Annotated in this window: 19 protein-coding genes and 1 pseudogene; 7 read left to right on the top strand and 13 right to left on the bottom strand. The window is 63.2% G+C overall.

The features are described 5' to 3' along the window. Positions 1-197: 197 nt before the first annotated feature. Positions 198-1,628, top strand: coding sequence for an aldehyde dehydrogenase family protein (locus NFJ07_RS00230; RefSeq protein ID WP_269991645.1), 1,431 nt, complete (start codon positions 198-200; stop codon positions 1,626-1,628). A gap of 39 nt (positions 1,629-1,667) precedes the next feature. Here NFJ07_RS00230 and NFJ07_RS00225 read toward each other — a convergent pair whose 3' ends face one another. Then, on the bottom strand, positions 1,668-2,279 hold the full coding sequence (locus NFJ07_RS00225; RefSeq protein WP_269991644.1) for a TetR/AcrR family transcriptional regulator: 612 nt from the start codon (positions 2,277-2,279) through the stop codon (positions 1,668-1,670). Positions 2,280-2,602: 323 nt separating this feature from the next. Here NFJ07_RS00225 and NFJ07_RS00220 point away from each other — a divergent pair, with 323 nt between their 5' ends. The 4 genes from NFJ07_RS00220 (at position 2,603) to NFJ07_RS00205 (ending at position 7,512) form a co-directional block, all read left to right on the top strand. Next, a complete protein-coding gene (locus NFJ07_RS00220) occupies positions 2,603-3,607 on the top strand; it encodes a phosphotransferase enzyme family protein (protein ID WP_269991643.1) in 1,005 nt (334 codons plus the stop codon). A gap of 127 nt (positions 3,608-3,734) precedes the next feature. After that, positions 3,735-5,060 (top strand): aspartate aminotransferase family protein, encoded by a 1,326-nt coding sequence (locus NFJ07_RS00215; protein WP_269991642.1) that lies wholly within the window; start codon positions 3,735-3,737, stop codon positions 5,058-5,060. 84 nt (positions 5,061-5,144) lie between these two features. Then, positions 5,145-5,915: an SDR family NAD(P)-dependent oxidoreductase gene (locus tag NFJ07_RS00210; protein WP_269991641.1), complete on the top strand. Its 771-nt coding sequence runs from the start codon at positions 5,145-5,147 to the stop codon at positions 5,913-5,915. Positions 5,916-5,988: 73 nt separating this feature from the next. Then, entirely contained in the window at positions 5,989-7,512 is a 1,524-nt protein-coding gene (locus NFJ07_RS00205; RefSeq protein ID WP_269991640.1) for an APC family permease, read from the top strand. Between the two features lie 396 nt (positions 7,513-7,908). Here NFJ07_RS00205 and NFJ07_RS00200 read toward each other — a convergent pair whose 3' ends face one another. The 3 genes from NFJ07_RS00200 to NFJ07_RS00190 form a co-directional block, all read right to left on the bottom strand. Next, positions 7,909-8,931 (bottom strand): DUF4386 domain-containing protein, encoded by a 1,023-nt coding sequence (locus tag NFJ07_RS00200; protein WP_269991639.1) that lies wholly within the window; start codon positions 8,929-8,931, stop codon positions 7,909-7,911. 167 nt (positions 8,932-9,098) lie between these two features. Further along, a complete protein-coding gene (locus NFJ07_RS00195; RefSeq protein WP_269991638.1) occupies positions 9,099-11,837 on the bottom strand; it encodes a LuxR C-terminal-related transcriptional regulator in 2,739 nt (912 codons plus the stop codon). Between the two features lie 304 nt (positions 11,838-12,141). Continuing rightward, a complete protein-coding gene (locus NFJ07_RS00190; RefSeq protein WP_269991637.1) occupies positions 12,142-12,459 on the bottom strand; it encodes a hypothetical protein in 318 nt (105 codons plus the stop codon). Between the two features lie 6 nt (positions 12,460-12,465). Here NFJ07_RS00190 and NFJ07_RS00185 point away from each other — a divergent pair, with 6 nt between their 5' ends. Next, a complete protein-coding gene (locus NFJ07_RS00185) occupies positions 12,466-12,636 on the top strand; it encodes a hypothetical protein (RefSeq protein ID WP_269991636.1) in 171 nt (56 codons plus the stop codon). Here the strand turns inward: NFJ07_RS00185 and NFJ07_RS00180 are convergent. From NFJ07_RS00180 to NFJ07_RS00170, 3 genes are read right to left on the bottom strand one after another with little or no spacing between them, the layout of a single operon-like run. Continuing rightward, the gene (locus NFJ07_RS00180) at positions 12,633-13,028 is read right to left on the bottom strand and encodes a hypothetical protein (RefSeq protein ID WP_269991635.1); all 396 of its coding nucleotides are present in this window, start codon (positions 13,026-13,028) and stop codon (positions 12,633-12,635) included. The genes NFJ07_RS00185 and NFJ07_RS00180 overlap by 4 nt on opposite strands. Positions 13,029-13,054: 26 nt before the next feature. Next, positions 13,055-13,597, bottom strand: a complete 543-nt coding sequence (locus NFJ07_RS00175) for a DUF2269 domain-containing protein (protein ID WP_442865258.1) — start codon at positions 13,595-13,597, stop codon at positions 13,055-13,057. Beyond that, positions 13,594-13,800 (bottom strand): hypothetical protein, encoded by a 207-nt coding sequence (locus tag NFJ07_RS00170; protein ID WP_269991634.1) that lies wholly within the window; start codon positions 13,798-13,800, stop codon positions 13,594-13,596. The genes NFJ07_RS00175 and NFJ07_RS00170 overlap by 4 nt, the downstream gene beginning before the upstream one ends. 92 nt (positions 13,801-13,892) lie before the next feature. On the opposite strand from NFJ07_RS00170, the gene NFJ07_RS00165 reads away from it, so the two are divergent. Then, the gene (locus tag NFJ07_RS00165; protein ID WP_269991633.1) at positions 13,893-14,450 is read left to right on the top strand and encodes a TetR/AcrR family transcriptional regulator; all 558 of its coding nucleotides are present in this window, start codon (positions 13,893-13,895) and stop codon (positions 14,448-14,450) included. 85 nt (positions 14,451-14,535) lie between these two features. On the opposite strand, the gene NFJ07_RS00160 is transcribed toward NFJ07_RS00165, so the two are convergent. The 6 genes and pseudogenes from NFJ07_RS00160 to NFJ07_RS00135 form a co-directional block, all read right to left on the bottom strand. After that, positions 14,536-15,420: a F510_1955 family glycosylhydrolase gene (locus tag NFJ07_RS00160; RefSeq protein ID WP_269991632.1), complete on the bottom strand. Its 885-nt coding sequence runs from the start codon at positions 15,418-15,420 to the stop codon at positions 14,536-14,538. An 82-nt stretch (positions 15,421-15,502) separates the two neighbouring features. Beyond that, positions 15,503-16,102, bottom strand: a complete 600-nt coding sequence (locus NFJ07_RS00155) for a DUF305 domain-containing protein (protein ID WP_269991631.1) — start codon at positions 16,100-16,102, stop codon at positions 15,503-15,505. A gap of 150 nt (positions 16,103-16,252) precedes the next feature. Further along, positions 16,253-16,723, bottom strand: coding sequence for a hypothetical protein (locus NFJ07_RS00150; RefSeq protein WP_269991630.1), 471 nt, complete (start codon positions 16,721-16,723; stop codon positions 16,253-16,255). 102 nt (positions 16,724-16,825) lie between these two features. Further along, entirely contained in the window at positions 16,826-18,976 is a 2,151-nt protein-coding gene (locus NFJ07_RS00145; RefSeq protein WP_269991629.1) for a copper-translocating P-type ATPase, read from the bottom strand. 69 nt (positions 18,977-19,045) lie between these two features. Next, positions 19,046-19,354 carry a heavy-metal-associated domain-containing protein gene (locus tag NFJ07_RS00140; protein WP_269991628.1) on the bottom strand — a complete coding sequence of 103 codons (309 nt, stop codon included), beginning with the start codon at positions 19,352-19,354 and terminating at the stop codon, positions 19,046-19,048. Between the two features lie 155 nt (positions 19,355-19,509). Further along, positions 19,510-19,649, bottom strand: a pseudogene (locus NFJ07_RS00135) (IS30 family transposase); the annotation flags it as partial. Positions 19,650-19,708: the final 59 nt, after the last annotated feature.

Raw genomic sequence — 19,708 nt, 5'->3', positions numbered from 1 at the left:
GAAAACCCCTCTGACGAGGGGGAATGCTGTGCCCGAGGTGGGACTCGAACCGCATTCCGGGCTTTGGAAACACTGGGAACACATTCTGAACTGCAAGTCTAGTAATTAGCTTTGCAGTGTGATTCACTTTCTCCAACACGCTGCAGGATGGCTGGATCACAAATTCCAACCAACCTCACCAGAAGAAGGAAGACACCATGACAACGACGTCGGAAACCACGACTTTCACCTACCAAGGCCTCCTTGAAGCCATCCAGCCGACCTCCGGCGGCCGCCGGATCATCGACCAGGCGACGGGTGAGCTAGTCGGATTGGTTGCGGAGCCTGGCATTGTGGAGCTGGATGCCGCCGTCCAGGCTGCCCGCGCCGCACAACCCGCCTGGGAGGCCCGTGGCCACGAGGAGCGCCGTGAACTACTGAATCGGGCAGCCGACGCGGTCGAAGCCAATGCCGAGGCCCTGGCCCAGTTGCTCTCCCGCGAACAAGGCAAACCACTCAACGGCCCGAATGCCCGATTCGAAGTCGGGGCCTGCGGCGCATGGTTGCGGGCGACGGCATCATTCAATCTGGACCCCGAGACCCTGGTCGAGGAAGACGGCACCCTCGCTCAACTCTTCTACCGGCCACTAGGAGTTGTCGGTGCCATCGGCCCCTGGAACTGGCCGATGATGATCTCCATCTGGCAACTGGCCCCCGCCCTGCGGATGGGCAACACCGTCGTCATGAAGCCCTCGGAATACACGCCGCTCTCCGTGCTTGCCTTGGCCACGGTACTCAGCTCGGTCCTCCCCGCCGATGTGCTGGCCGTTGTTCCGGGAGGCCGAGATGTAGGCGAGCGCCTGGCTGCCCACGAGGACATCGCCAAAGTGATGTTTACAGGTTCCACCGCGACTGGCAAGGCGATCATCCGCTCCTCCGCAGACACGATCAAGCGGTTGACCTTGGAACTAGGGGGCAACGACGCCGGAATTGTGCTGCCGGACGCCGATCCCCTGGCGATCGCTGAAGGCCTGTTCTGGGGGGCGTTCATCAACACCGGCCAGACCTGCGCCGCGCTGAAGCGCCTGTACGTGCATGAAGACATCTACGATAAAGTCTGCGAGGCACTGACCGCGGTCGCAAAGAACATGCCCATGGGCGTCGGCTTGGACGAGAACAACGTGCTCGGACCGCTGCAGAACAAGGCCCAGTTCGACGTCGTCTCCCGTCTTGTGCAGGCAGCGAAGGACTCAGGCGCGCGAGTGCTGCTCGGCGGGGAACCCGAGGCCGAGCAGCCAGGCTATTTCTACCCAACGACATTGATTGCGGATATCGACAACAGCAACCCGCTGGTGGTCGAGGAACAATTCGGCCCTGCGCTGCCGATCATCAAATACTCCAACCTGGACGAAGCCCTCGAGATGGCCAACAGCCTGAATGTCGGCCTGGGCGCTTCCGTATGGTCCTCGGACACCGCGAAAGCTCGCCAGGTTGCAGCACGTATTCAAGCCGGCACGGTGTGGCTCAACAAACATGGAGCCGTCGATCCGCGCGTGCCGTTTGGAGGGGCCAAGCAGTCCGGTTACGGTCTTGAGTTCGGCGTCGAAGGTCTGAAGCAACTCGGTTCGCCCCAGATCATCAACGGCTAGGGCTGGCGCCACGGACAACAAGGTGGACGAGAGGTCGTGCTAGGGGGCCAGGCCGTCGAGCAAGCGCTGAAACGCCGAAAGAAACTTCGCTGGTTGCATGGCCCCACGGGCAATTTCGATTCCGGCTTCACGAAGGCATCCGATAAGCAGCACGGCCATCTCGTCCGCATCCACATCACTGTCGATTTCACCCCGCTGCTGGGCAAGCAGCAGTTCCTTGCGTATCGCAGCGAGGCTGGCCGAGGAGCCTTCCCCGCGCTCAACACGGCTGCCAAACAAAGCAGGGCCCGCCACGTTATAGAAATAGCCCCGGTTATGGTCCTCAGTAAGTGCGACCATCGCCCGCGCATAGGCCATGACCCGGTCCTGCCACGTGCCGGCAGAGTCTGCCAGCCGCTGGGCCATATTGACTAGATCACGGCCTACACGCCTGTACGCCTCTTGGAGCACTTCATCGCGGCCCCCTTCGAAATGCGCGTAGACCGTTCCGCGGGACATCCCTGCTTGGGCGGCCAATCTATCGATTGTGGCCGCATCGACGCCTTCGGCAGAGATGATTTCCAAGCCGGCACTCGTCAGATCGTTTCTTGTTTGCTCCCGCCGACGTTCCCGAAGGTTCGTCGAAACAGGCTTTTCGGTCGCCGCAGTCATAAAACCTCCATGGTCGAAAGAGACACGATATACCCTTGCATCTCAAAAATTGTCTCTTAAGCATCGATTCTGGACGGTGAGTCCAAAAACGTCCAATGCCTGACCCTCTGGCGTCAAAGAGCGGCAAGAGTACTGGATGGGCGTCAACTGCCCGCTCAGCAGATTCTATCCTCCAGACACAAAAAATAGACTCGCAGTCTAGATTTTGGTCATGTGGTGTGGTTCACTTTTTCAAGAGGGCAGCGAACGGACCTCACATGCCAGCCCGGCCGGTAACGGTTCGTTCATCCGCACAGATCTGGAAATCAATAAGGAGATCCACTTTGGACCAAGCACTTGCAGTCAACACGGTTCGTGGGGCACTTGGGCGATACGGGCTTCAAGACAGCACGCCGATTGAATTCGTCAAATACCGCGAGAATTACGTCTTCCGCATTTGCCCCGAAGGGCAAATCTCCTACGCCGTGCGGCTGCACCGGGCGGGATACCGCTCTGATTCCGAGGTCAGGTGCGAACTTGAGTTTCTGCGTGCTCTCAAGTCCCGGGGGGTAGACGTTCCCGCGGTGCTCCCGACGGCGGACGGGGACCTGCTCTGCCTCATCGAAGGTAGTGATGGAGTCACGTACCAGATCGACATGTTGGTTTGGGCTGAAGGTGCAGTGCCCTTGGGAGACATTCTGGAGGCCTTTGAAGGAACGGCCAGCCTGCGCCCTGAGACTTTTTACCGTCTGGGCGTCCTGGCCGCTACGTTCCACAACGAGGCAACTGCCATCGGCCGCATCGACGGTTTTGACCGCCAGGCCTGGGACGGCGAGGGTCTGGTGGGAGAACGGGCGCTCTGGGGCGATCCAAGCGGTATTGGCGAGCTCACAGAGCGGGATGTCGCCCTGCTGAACGACGTCAAACGCGAACTCAAGAATGAGTTGAATTCCTTCGGCGTCGGTGTAAATCGGTATGGGGTCATCCATGCTGACTTCACACCGGAAAACATTCTGGTCCGTGACGAAGAGTGCATCCTTATCGACTTTGACGACTTCGGCGAGGGCTGGCACCTCTTTGACCTGGCCACCTTGCTCTTCTTCTACTTGCCGCACCCGAAATACCCGGAGTACCAGCGAAACGCCTTCGAAGGGTACCGCTCGGCCCGGGCACTGCCTGAGGAACACCTGAAGTCGTGGGACGCCATGCTGCTCGCGAGGGGCTTGACGTACATGGGGTGGGCCTCATCACGACGAGGGGACGATGCTGCCGAATTCGTCGTCAGCCACATTGTCCCCATGGTCCTGGACATGGCGAGAAGCTACTCCCGGGTTTCAGCAGGACGCTAAACCCGTCCGCGCGACTTCACCGGCGTCGTCTGCTGCTCGTCGCGAACAACTTAAGAACCGGCGCAGCTGCGCCTCGTGGTCCACCGCTATTGCCGGGCTTCATTGTGATGCCCAAAACGGAGAGATAATGCCTGACACACACAATCAAAGTTCCCGCCCACAGCAGGGTGAACGCTCTGCATCGGGGCTGCTGGCGCGAAGGCTCAAGACGCTCGGAGCCCACTCCCCGTTGTTCTACGACGAACCGATCGCCTTGGTATCCGCTGAAAGCGTGTGGATGACGGACATCAACGGCCGGACCTACCTTGATGCGTACAACAACGTTCCCCACGTCGGTCACTGCAACCCCGTAGTCGTTGAAGCCATCCGCGCCCAGGCCTCCCGACTGAACATCCACACCCGCTACCTGAATAGCCAAGTGATCGATTATGCCGAGGAACTCGTGGCAACCTTCGGCGAGGAGCTGGACAAGGTTTCCTTCACTAACAGCGGGTCGGAGGCCAACGATCTTGCCTTCAGGATCGCCAACCAGCGCACCGGGAATACAGGCATCATCGTGTCGGACTTCAGCTACCACGGAAATACCTCCCTCCTCGCTGATGCGACGACGGCCTTGCCTACCAGGAACGGATTGTCTGCCAATGTCCGGGCCATCCGAATCCCCGACCTTGATGCAGCCGGCAATGAACTCGGTCCAGAGCAGCTGCTGGAGAAGGGCCTTCGCGAGTTGGAGGCTGCCATTGAGGCCCTGAATAGTGAGGGGTTTGGAGTTTCCGCCTTCCTGTTCGATCCACTGTTTTCGACCGAAGGCCTTTGCAGGCTTCCCGATGGCTATCTCCAAGCCGTTCAACAGCGCATCCACGCAGCCGGCGGCCTTGTGATCTCCGATGAGGTGCAATCCGGGTTCGGCCGCACTGGCGAGGCGATGTGGGGCTATGAGCTATTCGGGCTGTCCCCGGACCTCGTCACCATGGGGAAGCCCATGGGCAATGGACACCCGATGGGCGGCGTCGTCACCAGCGCCGAACTGCTGGACGAGTTTGGCGCTGCCAACCTCTACTTCAACACCTTCGCGGGAAACCCTGTCTCGGCGGCCGCGGGCCGTGCCGTCTTGCAGGTCATGAAGGACGAGGACTTGCTGGCGAATGCCCAACGGACCGGTGACGTCCTGAAGGACGGACTGGAAAAGCTGGCCGTCGGCTTCGACTTCGTCGGTGCGGTCAAGGGCCGTGGCCTGTTCTTCGGTCTTGAGTTGTTCCCTGACACGAAGTCGGGCCTGTCTGCCCCGGCGGTCACCAAGAAGCTCGTGGAAAGCATGAAGAAGAACGGCATCCTGATCAGCAAGGTAGGCCGGCATGAAACCGTGCTGAAGATGCGGCCACCACTCGTCTTCAACAAAACCCACGCGGAACAACTGCTGGAGGGCCTGGAAGCCTCCCTCCACAGCATCTAGTCACCACAGCATCTAATCGTCCGGGCAGCAGGCCTCGGAAGACAAGCAACAACGCAGGGAACTACTTCTGATCGGAACCAACTCATGGATCTCTCCCAAAATGACCCTCGGAGGGTCGTTATTACCGGCGGCGCATCGGGGATCGGACTAGCCACAGCACAAGCCTTCCTGAAAGAGGGCGCAAGAGTGGGCATCATCAGCCGCTCGCGGCAAAGCCTGGACCACGCCCTGCAAGGACCTCTCTCCAGATATTCGGACGGCAGATGCCACGGAATTGTGGCTGACGTCGCTGACGAAGCTGCCGTGGCCAACTCCTTCAAGGAATTCGACACCGAGCTTCAGGGCATAGACACAGTCGTTGCAAGCGCCGGAATAGAGGGCGAGATGGGCAACGCGGTGCAGGACGTAACATCCCAGGACTTCCTCCGAGTTCTGGAAGTCAACGTGCTGGGAGTGTTCCACGCCGTGAAGCACGCGTTGCCCTTCCTCGCAAAAGAGCAGCACACCTCCATCACCATCATTGGATCCGACTCGGGCTTCGTCGCCGCTCCCGGGATGCTGGCCTACAACGCTTCGAAGGGGGCGCTGGTACAGCTCACCAGAGCCTTGTCCTTCGAACTTTTCGAATCCCATGGGATCCGGGTCAACAGCGTCTGCCCATCCATCGTGGATACGCCGATGGCCAGGCGCGGTCTGGGCGTTGACAGCTTCGACGATGCGAAATTCCCCGTGAACGCTCCCAGTGACATCGCCAAGACGGTCATGTTCCTTTCCAGCGAAGACGCCCGTGCCATCAACGGGACCAACATTCTTTCGGACTTCGGCTATTCCGCCAGGTCCTCCTTTCCCGCCTGATCACCACCCCAGGCGTCGTCCCTGGCCCCTGCGCCGAGCGAAGAAGGCCAGTTCAGAGAAGAGAGAGTTACCCATGGCTAATCAACTTCAGGAACACTTACCTGCCAGTCCGGACAAACTGTCCAAGGACTCCCTGGGCGTCTTCGGCGTCGTCTTCCTTGTCCTTGCAGCCGTCGCCCCGCTGACGGGGATTATCGTCATCACTGCCCTTGGCCTGGCACTCGGCAATGGAGCCGGGATGGTGGGTTCATTCATTATCGTCACCGCAATACTCCTGCTTTTCGGCGTAGGCTACGCGCAAATGTCCAAGCTGCTCGTCAGCGCGGGCGGGTTCTACGCCGTCGTCCTCAAGGGCCTCGGCAAACCAGCGGCGCTGGTAGCAGCACTGGTAGCAATGCTCGGGTATAACTGCTTCGTAGCCGGAGCGATAGGAACAATCGGCTTCTTCATGCAGACCGTGATCGCACAGCTCACCGGGCTGAACGTTCACTGGTTCATCTGGAGCCTGGTGGCCGTGTCCGCCGCGTTCCTGCTAAGCCGCCAGGGCATCGATTTCAGCGCCAAGGTTCTTGGGGTAGGGCTGATCCTGGAAGTGTCCATCCTGGTCATCTTTGATGTCGCTGTACTGCTCAGGAACGGCTACACCCTCGATGTCTTCAACCCCGGCATCGTGTTCTCCGGCGGAGCAGGCATCGGTTTCCTGTTCGCCGCCAATGCCTTCGTTGGAGTAGAAGCCACCGGCCTATTCAGCGAGGAGGCCAAGAACCCCCGCCGGACCATTCCCCGGGCAACCTACACAGCAATAGGCTTCATCGGAGCGCTGTCCGCCGTGACAACGTGGGCGATTGTGAGCGCTCTAGGAACAGCTCAAGCCCAGGCAGTCGCTACCGATCACCTTGCCGCCGGCGATCTGGTCTTCTTCCTCTCAAACGACTATCTCGGCGACGGCCTTACGAAGCTCATGATGATCCTGCTCCTCGTGAGCCTATTCGCCGCGCTGATGGCCCTGCATAATTCAGCCACCAGATACATCTACTCTCTCGGCCGCGCACGGATCCTCACACCCCGGCTGAGCCGGACCCGTGCCAACGGGGTCCCTCAGCGCGCCTCGATAGCCCAGTTCGCACTTGGAATCGTAGTGACCGGACTCTTCGCGGTCTTTGGCCTGGAACCTCTCACTTCACTCATTCCGAGCATGACCGGTTTCGGCACGCTGGGCATCCTCACCCTTCAGCTCCTGGCCACCCTCGCGATAGTCGTGCACTTCAGGAAAACCCGGGACCGGCGACTGTGGGCAACGCTGCTGGCCCCAGGCATTGGCCTCCTGGGCCTAGGGGCCGTTGTGGTCCTGGCCATTGCCAACTTTTCGGTTCTGGCCGGCTCGGACGCCCCCGTCATCACCATGCTGCCATGGCTTCTGGTCGCTGCCATTGCCGGCGGACTACTCCTGGCCCGCCATCTTCGTAGGAACAAACCGGAGATTTTCGCGGGCCTCGGCCAGGACCTCGAAAGGCTACCGCAGGAGATAGGGCAAGCCACCGGAAACCTGGAAGAACCATCGCTTAGTCCAGTACTTTTGAAAGAGCCGACGGTATGAATCCACATACAACCCGAAGCATTTGAAGTGCATAGTAGCGCCTTTCGAAGCCGGCCTCTTCTCCAGGTAATTCTCGATGGGTAGCCGGGCATCTGGCGACCGCCGGAGCCAGGCCATCGCGAGCTACGTCCCGAGCACCTGCTTCCCATTCCCGCTCAGCGCCCCTGCCCAAGGCGTCCTCGAGCTCGGGGTTGAACCCACGCCTCCGGTGAAGGGCCTGGTCACCCCTACCGCCGATCCGGGCCTGTTCGGCATGGCCGGCGTGTTCACGTCGCCGGGGTTCGACGGGCTCGGTGACGAGGTGTTCCGGGATTCGGTAGTCGCCCGCTTCAACGCGATGAGTCCCGCGGCCGGGCTGGCCGCGGGACATGTGCCGTGGGGTTTGTGGGTGATTCCTCAGGCGGTGCGTACTTGCGCGGTGGTGATGGGCGACGGCCTGAAGCCCTTCACCGCCATCCACACACCCAGCGACAACTCCCAGACGAAGATCGGTAGGGTAGCCAGTCCCGACCACACCGAGATCCCTTGGTTGAAACCGAACATCGTTGAGATCGTCGACGAAAGCAGCAGCGGGCCGCCGATCAGTCCAAGCAGAGGAATGACGCGCGGGACGAGCCCCGAACGATACATCAGGTACCCGAGCAGCAGCCCGCTCACGCCCGGAACCAGGCTCGGCCCGAGAAGGAACGTCCAGTCACGGACCGCCACGAGGGCCCGGCCCACGGGAACCAAGGCCGTGTCCGCGCCGCCGTTCTGGCGCAAAGTGACCACAGCCAAGAGACTAACGACGCCGATCACGATGACCGCGGCTTCAAACATCCGGGCGGAGACGAAGCCGAGCGCGATGCCTTCGTTCTGCCGTTTGACTACGGGAAACAATGCGACGGCGGTGCCCACGGCGGACACCGCGTTGACGAGATCGAGGAAGCAGCCAAAGATGACGGTCGAATCAGCACCGGAGCCCGTGATGTAGTGCGGATCGTTCAGGACGGGGGAAATCAGGAACAGCGCCGGGATCGAGCTCACGAACGTGACCAGGTACAGGATGCCTGCGACCATCGCGGTCTTCCGCAACGGGTCCATCCGGACACGCTCAGTTGCTGGGGTTTGGGTTGTGGTTTTCACGGTGTATTCCTTCTTGGGGATGAAGTTGCGAGTGTTCGACGCCGGCTGGCTGGGTTGCGTGGTTCCGATTTGGGTGATTGCCACGAGCGGCAGTGCCAAGTCGCGGAGCTTTTGCAGCAGACTGTGGAGCGCGGCTTGATCGATGTTCCGGGTGCGGATGACGGTGGTTCCGTCATGTTGGTTGGTGAGGCTCAGTCCTTCGAACCAAGCGGCCCAGCGGGAATCAAGATGGCCTTTGACGCGGACTTCGTACTCGACCGGCGTCTCGTCCCGGCGTACCGACCTCGCGTTCATCGCCCCTCCTTCTGCCTTCTGCGTTAATGGATTTCAGCCGCCTTTGCGGATGACTTCCTTGATGCTTTGAAGGTAGAAGGAGATGTGGTGAGCGGGGATCACCACATCTGGTGATTGATGTGGTGATCTTTTCGGAAGAAGTGCCGGGCGAACCGCTTCGGCCTGGATTAACGCTCGTCGCGGCTTCGCGACAAGAGATCCAGCTCTTCGGCCCGGCGGACGGCCGAGCGGCGGTTTTTCACGCCGAGCTTGGCGTAGATGTTCTTGGTGTGTGTCCGAAGGGTGTTGAGGGAGACGCCCAAATCGCGCGCGATGTCCGGGCCGTCCAACTCCGAGGAAAGAAGCCGAAGCACTTGCAGTTCGCGTTCGCTCAGGGGCTCAAGTAAGCGTTGCAGTGCTGGGGTGCTTTGGTCTCGAGTACCGCGGCGCTGAGCACCTTGGGCCTCGGTCTCGTGGGTTTCCGTCCCGAACGACTCCAAGAGCCGGTCTATGTAGGCCGAGTCGCTCCCCTGCTTCGCTAGCGCTTCCAGCAAATTGGCCATAGCGTCACCCTCATCGACGAACACTGGAATGTAGCCCTCCGGTTCGGCGAGCGCTACCGCGCGTTTCAGCGCTGCCCGTGCCCCGCCGTCGTCCGCTTCCTTTTCGTGAGCTAGTGCCATAAGAACCAGAAGTTCGACGACGGTCCCCGTCCTGCCACCTTCTTCCGCGGCCCGAAGGAGACGGTCAAGCAGCACGATCGCGTGTTCGACAGTGTCCTCCGACGGGTCCGCCCCGTGCTGGGCGAGGAGTGCCCTGGCCAACGTGATGTGCTCGAACTCGTTCAGGTAAGAGAGCTCACCTTCGGCGGAAATCCCGCGCTCACGCGCCCAGCGGAGAGCGTCGGACGTCCGTCCGTGCGAGATCCACATCCGCGCCCGCACGGCCGCGACCGGATGTACCTCGGGAAAGAAGTCGCCGACGTAGAGGCGCTCTGCCTCGTCGAGCTGCTCAAGCGCGCCGCCCATGTCCCCTTCCGCTTGGACGATCCGGGCCATCGCAACCCGCGAGCGATACGGGTTTTGGGGCAGGGCGGCATCTTCGCCGAGCTTCTGGCTGGTCAGCAGGTGCTGCCTTGCGACTTCAAGTTCGCCGCGTTCAAGAAGGAGCATGCTCATTCCTACGTGCATGTCGGCCGTTCCACGGAGCACCCGCGCCGGGTGCCTGCCCGCGACCTTGAGACCCCGCTCATAGATGGCCATTGCGTCGCGGAGCCGGCCTTGGGTAATCCGGATGTCGGCCAAAGCGATAGAGCAACCGAGCATGTCCGAGTGGTGCCCGGCCCTTTCAAGGTGGGAATAAGAGTCGGACCACAGGCCGTGCGCTTCGCTGAGTTCGCCGTTCGTCCAATGGCCGAGCGCCAACAGCCCGGAAGCCGCTCCGCGCTCAAGATGATCGTCATTCCCGACAAGGCCGAGCGCGGTAGTCGCGTGCGTCATTGCCCCAGCGGTGTCCCCGACCGCGAGCGCCTGCGCGGCACGGTAGATCGCGATCGAACTGGTCAGGTTCCCGCCGTCGCCGCCTTCCGCCGTCGTACCTACCCTCTGCTCTGCCTCCTCGAGGCGGGCGTCGACGCCGGTGAGCTCGCCGCTCGCGAGGAGCGCCCCGGCGTAGGCAACGCTCAGCCCGGGCCGCGCGTGTATCAGTTCGCCGGGGAACGCTTCGAGCCAGCGGCTCAGCGTGGCTTCCTGGCGGTCCTTGCGCATGGTAGGGATCGCAAGCTCGATCAGGTCCGCGGCCCGCTTGTAGTCCTTGCCGGCTATGGCATGGCGGATAGCTTCCGGAATGTCGCCGTTTTGTACGTGCCAGAGGCTTGCGCGCTCATGCAGTTCGTTAATGCGGCCCGGCTGCTCGTCCATGAGTCGCGCCCGCAGCACGTCGGCGAAGAGGTGGTGATAGCGGTACCACCAGCGGCGGTCGTCGAGCGGAACCACGAACAGGTTCCCTCGATCGAGCGACCCAAGCATTGCTTTTCCGGTGTTTTGGCCGGTCACGGCGTCGCAGAGCGGACCGTTGAGCCGGTTCAGGATGGAGGTCTGGAGCAGGAAGTTCCGGACGTCGTCGGGCTGGCGCTGAAGTACCTCTTCCACGAGGTAATCGACGATGTAGCGGTCATCACCCGCGAAGCCTGCGATGAAGCCGGCGACGTCGTCCCTTCCCTGCATCGAGAGCGCCGCCAATTGGAGCGCGGCGATCCAACCCTCGGCCCGACCTTCGAGGGCGGCGATATCCTGGGCGGTGAGACTCAGTCCCATCACGCCGTTGAAGTAGGCGGAAGCTTCCTCCGGGGTGAAGCGGAGATCAGCGGCACGGATCTCGAGGAGCCTGCTACGTGCTCTGAGTCGCGGGAGTGGCAACGCTGGATCGGCACGGCCCACGATGACCAGTTGTAGCTGCGCGGGCAGGTGCTCGACGAGAAAGGCTAGCCCCTCCTGCACGTCCTGATTCTCGATGATGTGGTAATCGTCGAGCACCAAGACAAATCTGTTCGGGACGGCCTGCAACTCGTTGATCAGAGTGGTCAGGAAGTCTTCGGTGCTCGATTGCGGGGACCGGAATGTTATGAGTGCCTTGGCGCCGAGACCGTTCAATGCCTTGTCCAGCGCGGCTACGAGGTAGGTCCAGAACAGCGTGGGATCGTTGTCCCGCTGGTCGAGCGAGAGCCAGGCGACCGATCGGCCATTGGAAGGGGCTTCTGCCAACCACTCGGTCAGCACCGTCGTTTTCCCGAAGCCGGCGGGGGCTGAGACAAGGATCAGCGTTTGCCCGGCGGCCTGGCTCAGACGGTCGCTGAGCCTGGGGCGCGTCACAAGCGCGCGTCGTGGCCCGGGGACGTGCAGTTTGGTCTCGAGCAATGGACCTGCCATCACGGACCTCCCTCGACAGCCGGTCACAGTGCCTCGGCCCGGGTGATCCCAGTGTAGTGCCGGTGAGGTTGGGCCCACCCCCGCTGCCCGGATCTCCGTCAGGTCATGTAGTTCGAGGGGTCCCCCGCCGTTAAGAAGCAAGAAGGCCAGAACCGTCGCCCAACCCGCGGAAAGAGGCACCCGCCACACCGACGGCGATCAACAAAAGGCCTCCGAAGGGGCCCACAAAAAGCTGATTTGTGCACAGTCAGAGGGTCAAAGGCCCCTGACCTGCGGAGCGATCATGGCCCGGGCTGCGGGCAGGCTACCGAGCAGCAACAAGGTCAACGCGCCGACGCCGACGGCGGTGCGTCCGCCGCCGTGGAAAGCAAACGCGGCGATAGTCAGCGGGCTGCTTGCGGCCATCGCCCAGAAGGAAGGACGCGAGAACGAACGCCGCCAGATGCGCGTTGTTTGCGGTCGGATCAACTGCCGTGTTGGCATCAATGGTTGAGGACCCGGAGATGTGGATGGCCGGGGCGAGCAGCCCGCCGATGAGATACCCCAGCGGGCCCCCGAGGATCGCGATGGCCAGCACCGTCCGGAGCAGTTTTTCGTGGACGGGCATGCCAGGAACCGTCATGGAGCCATGCTATTCCGGCCCATTGCCACAAAGACACCGGATGCGATCGACAGCGATCCGGCTGCCCTTGCCGGGACCGCCGATGGCGGGACAGGCTCAGGCTTGGGCGTCGCGTCAAGTCGTCTTCGGATTGACGCGATGCCCGGCGAGGACACGACGGCGCGCCCTGCCGACTAGTGCTGGTGGCGATGTTCGTGCGCGCCCCCGCTGATCTGGATGCCTGCAGTCTCTGCGAGATAGTTCCAGGCAGGGGTGTTCAGGGTATGCCAGGCCTTGTGGGCTTCTTTTGCAGCAGCTGCCGCGGTCTTCACCTCGCCCCCGCTGAGCGCCGCGCCCAGTCGGTCTGCGGCGGCGCCGAGGGATTTCGCGTGCTCTTCGAGTTCCTCCGGCCAGGGGATGGACGCGGCTGCGATCTGTGCGGCCCGTACGCGGCTTGACCAGAATTCGTCGATGATCGGCGATTCCTTCCGGAGGGCTGTGTCGATGCCATGAAAGTCCGCTCCATCGATGTGGGCAAGAGCGGCAAGCATCCCGGCAACCGAGTCGGTTGGGTTGCTGGATCCGGTCATGGGATTTTCCTCCTGGGGTCGGGTTTCTATTTTGTATGGTTGAGATCGATCGCCGGTGGAGTTCTGCGCTGTGTCCGCTGCCCGTAGCCGGTCAAGCCGCGCGGCTTGTACACGGACAAGGCTGTGGCAAGGAGCAAAACCAGCAGAGCCAATCCGGCTTGAACGACGACCTGGATTCTGAGGCCCTGGAATCCGGCGGCGGACATGCTTTTTACAGCTGCCGTGGCAGCGAGGCCGCTGATCGGCCCCATGTGTACGAGCAGGACGCCGGTGGCCAGAGCGGTTATCAGCAGTTTTATCAGCACCCAGTAGTGCCGGAACAGACCCCAGACGGTGCCCAGGGACGAGACAATCCCGGTGATCAGGGAGGCCAGCGCAAAGGGGACGATGGCAAACCAGCCGGTTACCCCCATTCCGATATAAGCGGCTCGGGCCAGGCCGGCATCCGTACTGGCAAGTCCGGCGACTGCGAGAGCCAGGAATGCGGCGACGGCGCCGAACCATCCGAGCGAAAAGGTGACGTGGGCCGTGAGGGCAAGTTTGCGCAGGCGGGGTGACATGGCCGTCACGGCGTATGGCCTCCCATGCCGCCTCCGGCAAGATGGTTGAAGACAAAGATCAGCACCAAAGCGACGGCGATGATCCCGAACACTTTCACCCAGCGCGGCGTTGGGGCGGCGGATCTGCGGCCGGGCTTCGCCTTCGCGTCGGGATCTTCTGTGAAACCGCGATCACGGGAGGGGTCGGTCATGGCGCTGTCCTGTTCTGCCATGCGCTGTTTGCAGCGGCGAACCCACTTTATCGAGACACTATGTCTCAATCACGACATGGTGTCATGCAATCGTCGTCTCGTACACTGGGATCGTGCCGAAGCTATGGAACGAGACGATCGAGGAGCACCGCGGAGCGGTGCAGGAAGCGATCCTGGACACCGCAGCCACCCTGGTGGCCAAGCACGGAATGCTGTCGGTGACAATGTCCCAGATCGCCCAGGAAGCGGGCATCGGGCGGGCGACCCTGTATAAGTATTTTCCGAACGTCGAATCAATACTGCGAGCCCAGCACGACCGCCAGCTTGCCGGCCACCTCGAACACCTTGCCGCCGTCACACATTCCGGAGGCGACGCCGGCCATCAGCTGGAGGCTGTGCTGCACATCCACGCCGCGATGACGTATGAGCATCACGGATCCCCGATGGCCGCCATCATGCACCACGAGGGTGCCCGGCAAACACAGCTCGAGTTCGTCAGCGGCGTGATCCGCCGGGCGGCCGAAACCGGTGCCATCCGTGACGACGTGGCTCCCGGGGAACTCGCAAGCTTCTGCCTGCACGCCCTCGCGGCAGCGGCCGAGTCACCCTCGAAGGCAGCCGTGGGAAGACTCGTCCAACTAACTCTCGACAGCCTGCGCCTACGATCCTGACAGGCGCACCAGGTCCGGACTCCACACGATTCCGGCCCAGGCGATTTCGTTCGTTGCTTTCTCCGCCATGTTCCGGCAGCTGTGTTCAGTCCGCGTCGGAGGGCCGGATTGTGGCTCCGCCGTCGGTTGATACCACAACACCGGTGGTTGTGGCCGCCCAGATCCACGGGTTGCCGTCCGCGCCTTCGGTCGCGGCGAGGGCCTGGACCTGGCCGTCGATCTTGCCGGTGCGTTTCCAAGTGATTCCGGCATCCGGGGAGTAGTACACGGTGCCATCGGGTGCGACGCCGATGGCTTCTTTGGCGCTGGCGAACGCTGCGTACTGGATCACCGGTGCCGAGGGGTTCAGCGCCCACGTGATGCCGCCGTCGGTGGAGCGCTGGATGCCTTCGTTGGTGGTCGCCAGAACGGTGTCGCTTTGAGGGGTCCCGGCCAGGACTGCCGGCATGAACGTGGCGCCGGATGATTTCCATGTTGTTCCGTCGTGGCTGGTCCGGATGGTTCCGTCGTAGGCCGCGATCCCGGATTTGGTGGTGGTGAGGGCGTGGAAGTCGGATTCGCCCTGGCGGGAGAGCTGTTCCCAGGTCTTGCCGCCGTCCGTGGTCTTGATCAGTCCGACGGGGTTGGGCAGGGTGGAGTCTTGTCCGGGGTGGCCGGAGGCGTAGAACACGCCCGGGTCCGTGGTGGCGGTGAATCCCATGAGGTCGTTGGTGGGTCCGATTTTGACAGCCGGCTTTTTGGACACGTCGAACAGGCCTTCGTGGGTGGACAGGAGTATCTGGCCAGTTTGACCGTTGACGCTCAGCCCATGGATATGGGCGCCGGGCAGCCCGGTCACCGCGTTGGTAGAAGCTGAAGCGGTGCCCGGGGCGGACGAGGCCGCGGCGCAGGCGGAGACGGTCAGAACGAGGGCGATGGCCGCGGCCATGACGACCGTCAAGCGTAGGCGGGTGGTTGGAAGAGAGGGCATGGCTTGCTCCAAGTTGCGGGGAGGGAAAAGGGAATCTTGTGCCGGTCCCGGGTGTGGGACCGGCACAAGAGTGGTCCGCGGGCTAGAGTCCGGCCAGCATGTTGTTCATGTCCTGGATTTCCGCTTCCTGTGAGGTCGCGATGCTGTGGGCGAGGCCGAGCGCCTCGGTGTTCTTCCCTGCCGTTGCTTCGGTCTTGGCCATGGTGATGGCGCCTTGGTGGTGGGCAATCATCTGGGTCAGGAAAAGTTTGGCTGCTTCCGTGCCCTGGGCGGCGTCAAGGTTTGTCATGTCGTCTGCGCCCATCATGCCCGTCATGCTGTGCCCGGCGGACATGGTGGCTGTTTCGTTCCAATCCTTAAGCCAGGCGGTCATTTTTGCGATCTCCGGGGCTTGGGCGGCTTTGATCTTGGTGGCCAGGGCCGTCACCGCAGCGGGAATGTTCTGCTTGGTGAGGATCATGTCGCTCATCAGAACGGCCTGGGCGTGGTGCGGGATCATCGCCTGGGCGAACATGGTGTCGTCTGAGTTGTGGTCCCCCGCGGCAACCGGGGCGGAACTTGAGGCCGTGGCGGTGCTGTCGTGGGTCATGCCGGGCATGCTGGGGCCGGTCCCTGTGGAGCAGCCGGCCAAGGCGAGGGCGGCGGCGATTCCGGCAGCGGAAATGGTCAGAAACTTCTTCATGGAAATCAGGGTCCTTCTAGGTCATCGTTGGGCGCGGGGCGCCGTCGGCAGGTGACGCGCACCGCAGAGGCACGCCGGTGGCTCCGGCGGGCGGGCGTGTCAGGGATGGGACGTGGCACCGGGCAGGACCCGGCACGCAGGACCGCCGGTCTACGTGCGACTGATGGAGAGTTCGCCCGGGGAAGGACTTCCCGGACGATAGGGGTACCCGCCAAAGGTGACGGACAGGCCTGGACCGGGCTGGAGCGCGAACGGCGCGGACCCAGGCGGCGGCGCCGCGAGCGGGGCCGGGCCGGGGGCCGGGATACAGACACCGCCCATGGAGGCCGCCGACGGGCACGGACCGGGATCGGGGCATGAGGCCGTGTCCGTGTTGCCAGGTGTTGCCGCAGCGGGCACCGCGCCTGGCGCGCCAAGGTGGCTGTGGCCGGCGTCGCCTGGCTCCGCTGTGTGCGCCATGCCTGCGCCTGCGCCGGCGCCGGCGGCAGCCGCTGCGTGCATGGTATGGGATCCGGTCATGACATGCATGCCGAGGATCCCGGCGATGATGGCCAGCATCCCGAGGACCAGCCCTGCCCATCGCAGGAACGACGAAATGGTGCCGGATGTGGTGGCCGTCATGGCGTTCCTCCTTCCGTGCGGGGTGTTCTTCATCGGGTCTGGCGGTGCATACCAAGGGTACCGGCCCGGACTCACCGGCTTTCACCGGGGAGTCCGAGGGGTTCAACGCACCTGGGACGGGTTCAGTTTCACCCGTCGCAGCAATTGCGCGTTCAAGGCCACCACGATGGTGGAAACGGACATCAGGACCGCGCCCGCTGCCGGGGAGAGCACGACGCCGGCGAAGGCAAGTACACCGGCAGCCAGCGGCACGGAGATGACGTTGTAGCCGGTGGCCCATATCAGGTTCTGCCACATTTTCCGGTAGCTGGCCCGGGACAGGTCCACCATCGAGAGCACGGCCCGGGGGTCGTTGCCGGCCAGGACCACCCCGGCGGATTCCATGGCCACGTCGGTGCCGGCACCGATCGCGATGCCGACCTCCGCGCGGGCCAGGGCCGGGGAGTCGTTGACTCCGTCGCCGACCATCGCCACTTTCATCCCCCTGCTTTGGAGTTCGGCGACCTTCTTGTCTTTATCGGCCGGAAGGACTTCGGCGAAGACCTCATCGATGTTCAGCTCCGCGGCCACGGCCCGGGCAACCTGGCGGGCGTCGCCGGTGATCATGGCGACTTTGATGCCCCGGTGCCGCAGGGCGGAGACGGCCTGACGCGATTCCGGGCGCACGGCGTCTTCCAGGCTCATGGCACCCAGGATCCGGTTCCCGTCCACGACGTGGAGCACGGCCGCGCCGCGGTCCATCCACTCCCGAGTGGAGAGGGCCAGGGCGGGGGGTGCCTCGAGTCCGATTTCTTTCAGGAGGGCGGGGCCGCCGACCTGGACGGTCCTGCCGTCGAGGGTGGCGCGGACGCCCCTGCCGGTCAGGGATGTGAAACCGGTGGCCTGTGGAATGTCGAGCCCTTGAGCTTGAGCGGCATTGACGACGGCCCGTGCGACGGGGTGTTCGCTGTCGGATTCCACGGCCGCCGCCAGGGCCAACAGTTCATCCCTGCCGACGCCGTCGACACCGGCGACATCCTTAAGTTCGGGTTCTCCCCTGGTCAGGGTCCCGGTCTTGTCGAACAGGACGACGTCGACGGTGCGCATACGTTCCAGGGCCATGCGGCTCTTGATCAGTACCCCTGCCCGGGCAGCCTGTTCGGTGGAGATCGCAATCACCAGCGGGATGGCCAGGCCCAGGGCGTGCGGGCAGGCGATCACCAGGACGGTGACGGTGCGGGTCACGGCCTCGGTGACACTGCCCAGCAGAGTCCAGGCGATGAAGGTGATGACGCCGGCGCCGGCGGCGAAGTAGAACAGGAAAGCCGCGGCGCGGTCGGCCAGGGCCTGCGCCTTCGAGGACGACGCCTGGGCTTCGGCGACCAAGCGCTGGATTCCGGCCAGGGCGGTGTCATCTCCGACGGCGGTGACGCGGACCCTGACGGTATTGTCCGTGGCCACGGTGCCGGCGATGACCGGGTCCCCGACCGTGCGGGGAACGGTCCTGGACTCACCGGTGATCATGGATTCGTCGAACTCGGCCGCACCGTCGATGATTGTGCCGTCGGCGGGCATCCGGGCACCGGAACGGACCAGTATCCTGTCCCCGGTCATGAGTGCCGAGACGCCGACGGTCTCTGTCCCGGTGTCGGTGATGCGTTCGGCCTCATCGGGCAGCAGGGCTGCCAGGGCGTCCAGTGCGCCACGGGCGGAGCCGAGGGCCCGCATCTCGATCCAGTGCCCCAGCAGCATGATGGCGACCAGCAGAGCCAGTTCCCACCAGAAGTCCAGGTCGAATCCGCCGATGCCTAGGCTCGTGACCCAGGAGGCGGCGAACGCGACGCTGATGGCCATGCCGATCAGCAGCATCATGCCCGGCTGCCGGGTCCGCAGCTCGTCCAGGCCGCCCTTCAGGAACGGCTGGCCGCCGTAAAGGAAGATCACGGTGCCCAGGATAGGAGGGATCCACGCGGAGCCGGGAAAGTCCGGGACCATGTAACCCAGCAGGTGTCCGAACATCGGGGAGAAGAACACCACCGGGACGGACAAGGCCAGGGTCAGCCAGAACCTGTTCTTGAACATGGCCGTGCTGTGGCCGGCATGTTGGCCGTGGCTGTGCACCACCTGGTCATCCTGCGCGCCGTGGTTTTCGTGATGGGTGTGGTGCTCCGGATCGGTGGCCGTCGATGCTCCCTGTGCGCGAGCTCCGTGCGTGCCGTGCCCGGACGCTTCGTCCGGGGCGGGGTTGTTGGTGTGATCGGTGTGGTTTTCCATGGGTTCCTCCTCGGGAGGATCCGGGCCGGCCGGAGAGGCGAATCCCGCGGCGCAGCCGGCAGATCCGGATCAGCGGGTGCTCAGGGCGTACCCGGCAGCGGTGACGGCCCCACGCACGGCCGCGTCGGCCGGGGAGCCGGAGACGAACAGGCGCGAGACACCTCCCGCAACGAGGGCAACGGAGGCCGAGTCCACGCCCTCCACTGCCGTGACGGCGTCCTGGACCGTCTGCACGCAGTGCCCGCAAGTGAGTCCCTCCACACCGTATTCGGTGCTTGCGCCAGCGGCAGATCGTGTCGGGGTTTCGCTCGAGCAGCAGCTGAAGCCGGACGCAGAGGAGGCCAGGGGCAGCAGGGTCCGGGATTCCGTTCCACACATGTCAGTTCCATTCCGTAAACGAAGGGGTCGATGGGTGCTGGGGTTGAACGGCTGTGACGGCAGCGCGCTGCGCCTGCCTGGACATACCACTTCACTGACAACACCAGAAATATACCCCCTGGGGGTATATTGGTCAAGAGGATGCTGCCGCTGCCGGTCTTGATCTTGGCTGCCACGGAGTCCCGCATTTGTTCTGCTTGTATCCATCCGGCAGGTGACCGAGCATCGTGTAGTTGGTGGTTCTCTCCACGAGAGTCTCCATCGCGGACTGGCTGCCCTTGCCGATGCTGGGGTCGACATCCCAGCGCCCTGTGGACGTGCTTGCAAGTGGCCGGGCCGTTGACAAGGCAGAAA

Origin of the sequence: Arthrobacter sp. B2a2-09 (assembly GCF_027587375.1) — a bacterium.
In the GTDB taxonomy this organism is placed as follows: Bacteria; Actinomycetota; Actinomycetes; order Actinomycetales; family Micrococcaceae; genus Arthrobacter.
The sequence above is the reverse complement of the archived record's forward strand: the minus strand, read 5'-3'. Positions and strand labels throughout refer to the sequence as shown.

What these genes read in the sequence shown, in the direction of transcription:
- NFJ07_RS00225 (WP_269991644.1), bottom strand. Translation starts at nt 2,279, where the DNA reads ATGACTGCGGCGACCGAAAAGCCTGTTTCGACGAACCTTCGGGAACGT.
- NFJ07_RS00230 (WP_269991645.1), top strand. Translation starts at nt 198, where the DNA reads ATGACAACGACGTCGGAAACCACGACTTTCACCTACCAAGGCCTCCTT.
- NFJ07_RS00145 (WP_269991629.1), bottom strand. Translation starts at nt 18,976, where the DNA reads ATGGAAAACCACACCGATCACACCAACAACCCCGCCCCGGACGAAGCG.
- NFJ07_RS00200 (WP_269991639.1), bottom strand. Translation starts at nt 8,931, where the DNA reads ATGAACGCGAGGTCGGTACGCCGGGACGAGACGCCGGTCGAGTACGAA.
- NFJ07_RS00170 (WP_269991634.1), bottom strand. Translation starts at nt 13,800, where the DNA reads ATGGCAGAACAGGACAGCGCCATGACCGACCCCTCCCGTGATCGCGGT.
- NFJ07_RS00155 (WP_269991631.1), bottom strand. Translation starts at nt 16,102, where the DNA reads ATGAAGAAGTTTCTGACCATTTCCGCTGCCGGAATCGCCGCCGCCCTC.
- NFJ07_RS00150 (WP_269991630.1), bottom strand. Translation starts at nt 16,723, where the DNA reads ATGACGGCCACCACATCCGGCACCATTTCGTCGTTCCTGCGATGGGCA.
- NFJ07_RS00205 (WP_269991640.1), top strand. Translation starts at nt 5,989, where the DNA reads ATGGCTAATCAACTTCAGGAACACTTACCTGCCAGTCCGGACAAACTG.
- NFJ07_RS00180 (WP_269991635.1), bottom strand. Translation starts at nt 13,028, where the DNA reads ATGACCGGATCCAGCAACCCAACCGACTCGGTTGCCGGGATGCTTGCC.
- NFJ07_RS00190 (WP_269991637.1), bottom strand. Translation starts at nt 12,459, where the DNA reads ATGACGGTTCCTGGCATGCCCGTCCACGAAAAACTGCTCCGGACGGTG.
- NFJ07_RS00215 (WP_269991642.1), top strand. Translation starts at nt 3,735, where the DNA reads ATGCCTGACACACACAATCAAAGTTCCCGCCCACAGCAGGGTGAACGC.
- NFJ07_RS00140 (WP_269991628.1), bottom strand. Translation starts at nt 19,354, where the DNA reads ATGTGTGGAACGGAATCCCGGACCCTGCTGCCCCTGGCCTCCTCTGCG.
- NFJ07_RS00210 (WP_269991641.1), top strand. Translation starts at nt 5,145, where the DNA reads ATGGATCTCTCCCAAAATGACCCTCGGAGGGTCGTTATTACCGGCGGC.
- NFJ07_RS00160 (WP_269991632.1), bottom strand. Translation starts at nt 15,420, where the DNA reads ATGCCCTCTCTTCCAACCACCCGCCTACGCTTGACGGTCGTCATGGCC.
- NFJ07_RS00185 (WP_269991636.1), top strand. Translation starts at nt 12,466, where the DNA reads ATGCTATTCCGGCCCATTGCCACAAAGACACCGGATGCGATCGACAGC.
- NFJ07_RS00195 (WP_269991638.1), bottom strand. Translation starts at nt 11,837, where the DNA reads ATGGCAGGTCCATTGCTCGAGACCAAACTGCACGTCCCCGGGCCACGA.